Raw genomic sequence first — 4,432 nt, 5'->3', positions numbered from 1 at the left:
CCTACAGCATCGCCGGTGACGACGTCGAATGGGACGTCCGCGCAGACGGGTACCGCTTGCCAACCGAGGCCGAATGGGAATACGCCTGTCGTGCCGGCACGACAGGTCCGCGGTACGGACAACTAGACGAGATTGCGTGGTATCGAGCCAACTCGCGCGAGCGAATCCACGAGGTGGGCGGCAAGAAGCCTAACCGGTGGGGACTATACGATATGCTCGGCAATGTCTGGGACTGGTGTTGGGACACATACGACGCCGAGGTCTACGGCACCTATCGGGTGCTGCGAGGCGGCGGGTGGTTCGACGAGCACTGGAGCTGCCGGGCGTCGGTGCGGCGCCGTAGCCATCCGACCTTCCAGGTCGACGACGTTGGTTTCCGCGTCGCGCGTTCTGGTTCGCATTGATAGGAATCGTCGCCACGGTGGGGGCCGCACCCCTACGTTAGCGAGGGTGCTGCGACCAGAAGCTGGCGCGAACCAGGGTGCTCGTACGCACACAGAAGGTAAGCATCTGGGTCGCGGGTGACCGCCGAGACCGCTCTCCGCAGCGGCGCCCGCTTCACCTGGCCGGTAGGCCGATCTTGGCGCAGCCGGGTCAGTCTTCCGCCAGCATTCTGCGGACCACGTGTTCGAGTTCGGGGAGTTTTTCCTGGAGTACCTGCCAGACGAGGGCGTCGTCGACGGTGGCGTAGCCGTGGATGAGGATGTTCCGGAAAGCGACTATGCGAGGGAGCTCGGGGACCGCGGCGGCGAGGTCTGGGGCGACCTTGGAGAGCTGGTTGAACGCCTCCCCGATGATCTCGAACTCGCGTTCGACAGCGGCGCGGAGCATCGCGTTCGCCTGATAGTCGGCGAAGGTCTGGCCGTGGGCGAAGCCTCGGGCGAGTTCGGCCGCTTTCGCGGCGTCCCAGAGATATTTACGCGGGTCAGGCGGCATACAGGAGCTGCCTGGTGCGCATGACCTGGTCCCGGAAGTAGGGGTTGCGGATGCTGGTGATGCTGACGACGTCAACAGCGCGGCCCAGCAGGCGCTCGAGTTCCTCCTTGAGGCCGAAGTAGCTGCCGTAGTAGTCGAATCCGGCGCGGTCTGTGTCGAACTCGACGAGGACGTCGACGTCGCTGCTGTCGGGGTCGAAGGCTTCGCTGGTCGCCGAGCCGAAGAGGTCGAGGCGGCGGATGCCGAGCCGACGGCAGAGTCCCTGGATCTCTGCCCGCCTGACCTCGACCAGCGGATGCATGCCACCTCCTCTTAGCCGATTGTGCCTGACCCTGCGACGCACCCTGTGGAACTGCGGCCCCGGCTGGGAGCACGGTTTGCTGGATGCGTACGGTATCGCGCCTGACGACGACCGGACCGCCTTCTGTCGTCGGCTCTGGGAAGTTGGCCCCCCTGACGGGCCGCCGAACCCCTACGTTAGCCAGGGTGCTGCGACCAGAAGTAGTGCGAACCCTGGACCCGAGGTGTGTCGGCATCGAGCCCTGGCTAGATCGTCGATCACGCGTAGGGTGGTCACGGAGCAACCCTGCTGGCAGGTCCGCGGAGGGAGGATCGATGCCTCGCCGGTTCAACACGGCCGGTCCGTGTGTGCCCGCGAACCATTACATGATCCCGGCTCTGGAGCGACTGCCAGAGGGGCCAGGACTCGTCGACCAGCGGGCGTATTTCGTGGTGCACGCCCCTCGGCAGACGGGGAAGACGACGGCGCTGCGCGCGCTTGCCCGCGAGCTGACCGCCGGTGGGCAGTATGCGGCTCTGCACTTCACGTGTGAGGCCGCACAGGCCGCCGGAGACGACTACGCGCAGGCGCAGCTCGCCATCCTGCAAGAGATCCGCACCCGCGCGATCACCGCGCTGCCGGCAGCCCTCCAACCACCGGTCTGGCCCGGGGCGCCGGATGCCTCGCTTCTGCGTGAGGCACTCACCCTGTGGTCGAGGGTCTGCCCACGTCCACTGGTGCTCTTCTTCGACGAGATCGACGCGGTACGCGGCGAGAGTCTGATCAGCGTGCTCCGCCAGTTGCGGGCTGGCTTTCCCGAGCGCGAGACCGGGGACTTTCCCTGGTCAGTGACCCTTTGCGGTCTGCGTGACGTCCGCGACTATAAGATCATGTCCGGTAGTAATGCCACCCGTCTCGGGACCGCGAGCCCCTTCAATGTCAAACTGGAGTCCCTTCGGCTTGGGGACTTCACGCCGGACGAGGTCGCCGAGCTTTACGGCCAGCACACCACCGATACCGGGCAGCAGTTCGCCCCGGGCGCCGTCGAGCACGCCTACGAGCTGACCGGCGGCCAGCCCTGGCTGGTGAACGCGCTCGCCCGTGAGGTCGTCGAGAAACTAGCTGTGCCCGCGCCCGAACCGATCACCGTCGATCACCTCGATGCGGCGAAGGAGCGGTTTATCCTCGCCCGGGTCACTCACCTGGACTCGCTTGCGGCCAGGCTCGCCGAGCCGCGGGTGCGGCGGGTTGTCGGTCCGCTGCTAGCCGGTGACCCGCTCACTCTTGAGCCCTATGACGATGACCTCGTCTACGTTCGTGACCTCGGCCTGATCGCCCCCATGGCTCCTGTCCGCGTCGCGAACCCGATCTACCGGGAGGTCATCGCCCGGGTTCTGTCGTCAAGCATCCAGGAGAGCGTCACCGCCGACCCCCGCTCGTTCGTCCGCTCGGACGGCGGCTTCGATTTCCCCAAGGTGCTCGACGAGTTCGCGGACTGGTGGATGGAGAACGGTGACTTTCTTATCAAGACAGGCTTCTACCACGAGGCGGCCCCCCAGCTGATCCTCATGGGCTACCTCCAGCGCGTTGTGAACGGCGGTGGGTTTGTCGAGCGTGAGTACGCGGTCGGTTCGGGCCGTATCGACCTGCATATCCGCTGGCCCTACACGACTCCCGATGGCTCCCGCCGCGTCCAGCGTGAGGCGTTGGAGATCAAGACCTGGCGTCCGACCAAGGCGGACCCGCTTCGCCAGGGCCTCAAGCAGCTTGACCGCTACCTCGATCGTCTCCAGCTCGACACCGGCACCCTCGCCATCTTCGACCAGCGCCCCGCTGCCCCCGCCATCGACGAGCGCACCGCCATCACGACGACCACAAGCCCCGCTGGCCGCCGAATCACCTTGCTACGTGGATAACCGAAAGTCGGGCAGCGTCCCTGGGTACGACCGACGCTCGCCCGCGCGGCCCGCTCACCGTGATCGGCGAGGCCGACGCCGGCGCCCGCGAGGCCTGCTGGCACCTCGGCACCTCGGCACCACGGCAGCCGCCAGCCTGATGCCCAGCTGACGAATCAGCTCGCGGCCTCGTCGCCCGCCGACACGACCGGGATCATGCGCCGCATGGTCAAGGAAGACTTGCTCACGTTCGAGGGCAAGAAGCTGTTCCCCGAACGGATCGCCGAGACCGTCCCGTACGAGCTGACCGCGCTGGAGTACGACCTGTACGAACAGGTCACCGCCTATGTGCGGGAGGGCATGGACCGCGCCGAACGACTCGGTGGCAAGCGGCGCAACACCGTCGGCTTCGCCCTCACGGTGCTGCAGCGACGCCTGGCCTCCGGCCCGGAAGCGATCTACAAGTCCCTGGTACGCCGCACCGCACGGCTCGAGCGCAAGAAGCGGGACATCCTGTCGGGCAAGTACGTCGAGCGGGAGATCGAAGTTGATCTCGGGATCCTGGACGACGACGAGTACAGCGCCGAAGAGATCGAGACGCTTGAGGATGAGCTCCTCGACGCGGCCACCGCCGCGCGGACGGTCGAGGAGCTGAACGCCGAGCTGAGTGAGTTGGATGAACTGGTCAAGGTCGCGGAGCGGGTGCGTGACATCGGTACCGATCGCAAGTGGACCGAGCTGAGCCAGATCCTGCAGGACCACGTGCTGACGACCGACGCCGACGGCTGGCCGCGCAAACTGATCATCTTCACCGAGCACCGCGACACACTCGACTACCTCACCGCACGGATCCGGTCCCTGCTGGGCAAGCCCGATGCGGTCAGAGCGATCCACGGCGGCGTGCGCCGCGCGGAGCGGCGGCAGATTACCGAGGAGTTCGCCAAGAACCGCGACTGCCAGATCCTTATTGCCACCGACACCGCCGGGGAGGGCCTGAACCTGCAGACCGCGCACCTGATGGTCAACTACGACCTGCCGTGGAACCCCAACCGCATCGAGCAGCGCTTCGGCCGCATCCACCGCATCGGACAGCACGAGGTCTGCAGGCTGTGGAACCTGGTGGCGGCCAACATTCGCGAGGGCGAGGTGTTCACCCGGCTGCTCTGGTCGGCCTTCTCCGGGATGACCGCCGTGATGTGGCGTCTACGCAGATAGGCGCGGTTGCCGCGGGACGAGTAGGCCTTGTCTGCGGCGACGGCGACGGCGACGGCGACGGCGACGGCGACGGGTCGGGTGCCGGCGCCGGCTGCGTCGCTGTTCC

At 66.7% G+C, this 4,432-nt stretch carries 4 protein-coding genes and 2 pseudogenes; 3 read left to right on the top strand and 3 right to left on the bottom strand.

Annotated features, from left to right (window positions below; translation table 11 throughout):
• Positions 1 to 404, top strand: a 404-nt coding sequence (locus tag NBW77_RS19440) for a formylglycine-generating enzyme family protein (protein ID WP_250280116.1), incomplete at its 5' end; no start/stop codon positions are given.
• Positions 405 to 594: 190 nt separating this feature from the next.
• Here NBW77_RS19440 and NBW77_RS19435 read toward each other — a convergent pair.
• Complete coding sequence (locus NBW77_RS19435) at positions 595 to 936, bottom strand: HepT-like ribonuclease domain-containing protein (protein WP_131746639.1); 342 nt, start codon at positions 934 to 936, stop codon at positions 595 to 597.
• The gene (locus NBW77_RS19430; protein WP_131746640.1) at positions 926 to 1,237 is read right to left on the bottom strand and encodes a nucleotidyltransferase family protein; all 312 of its coding nucleotides are present in this window, start codon (positions 1,235 to 1,237) and stop codon (positions 926 to 928) included. The genes NBW77_RS19435 and NBW77_RS19430 overlap by 11 nt, the downstream gene beginning before the upstream one ends.
• Positions 1,238 to 1,551: 314 nt before the next feature.
• Between NBW77_RS19430 and NBW77_RS19425 the strand changes: the two genes are divergently transcribed.
• Together NBW77_RS19425 and NBW77_RS19420 are read left to right on the top strand one after the other, a co-directional pair.
• Complete coding sequence (locus NBW77_RS19425) at positions 1,552 to 3,132, top strand: ATP-binding protein (protein ID WP_131746641.1); 1,581 nt, start codon at positions 1,552 to 1,554, stop codon at positions 3,130 to 3,132.
• A 195-nt stretch (positions 3,133 to 3,327) separates the two neighbouring features.
• A pseudogene (locus NBW77_RS19420) lies at positions 3,328 to 4,188 on the top strand (helicase-related protein); the annotation flags it as partial.
• Between the two features lie 80 nt (positions 4,189 to 4,268).
• Here NBW77_RS19420 and NBW77_RS19415 read toward each other — a convergent pair.
• Positions 4,269 to 4,370: pseudogene (locus NBW77_RS19415) on the bottom strand (IS5-like element ISAs34 family transposase); the annotation flags it as partial.
• Positions 4,371 to 4,432 lie beyond the last annotated feature (62 nt).

The organism is Frankia sp. Cppng1_Ct_nod, assembly GCF_920656135.1.
Taxonomy (GTDB): Bacteria; Actinomycetota; Actinomycetes; order Frankiales; family Frankiaceae; genus Protofrankia; species Protofrankia meridionalis.
Note: the sequence above shows the minus strand (reverse complement) of the source record. Positions and strands in the feature narration are given on the sequence as shown.

What these genes read in the sequence shown, in the direction of transcription:
- NBW77_RS19435 (WP_131746639.1), bottom strand. Translation starts at nt 936, where the DNA reads ATGCCGCCTGACCCGCGTAAATATCTCTGGGACGCCGCGAAAGCGGCC.
- NBW77_RS19430 (WP_131746640.1), bottom strand. Translation starts at nt 1,237, where the DNA reads ATGCATCCGCTGGTCGAGGTCAGGCGGGCAGAGATCCAGGGACTCTGC.
- NBW77_RS19425 (WP_131746641.1), top strand. Translation starts at nt 1,552, where the DNA reads ATGCCTCGCCGGTTCAACACGGCCGGTCCGTGTGTGCCCGCGAACCAT.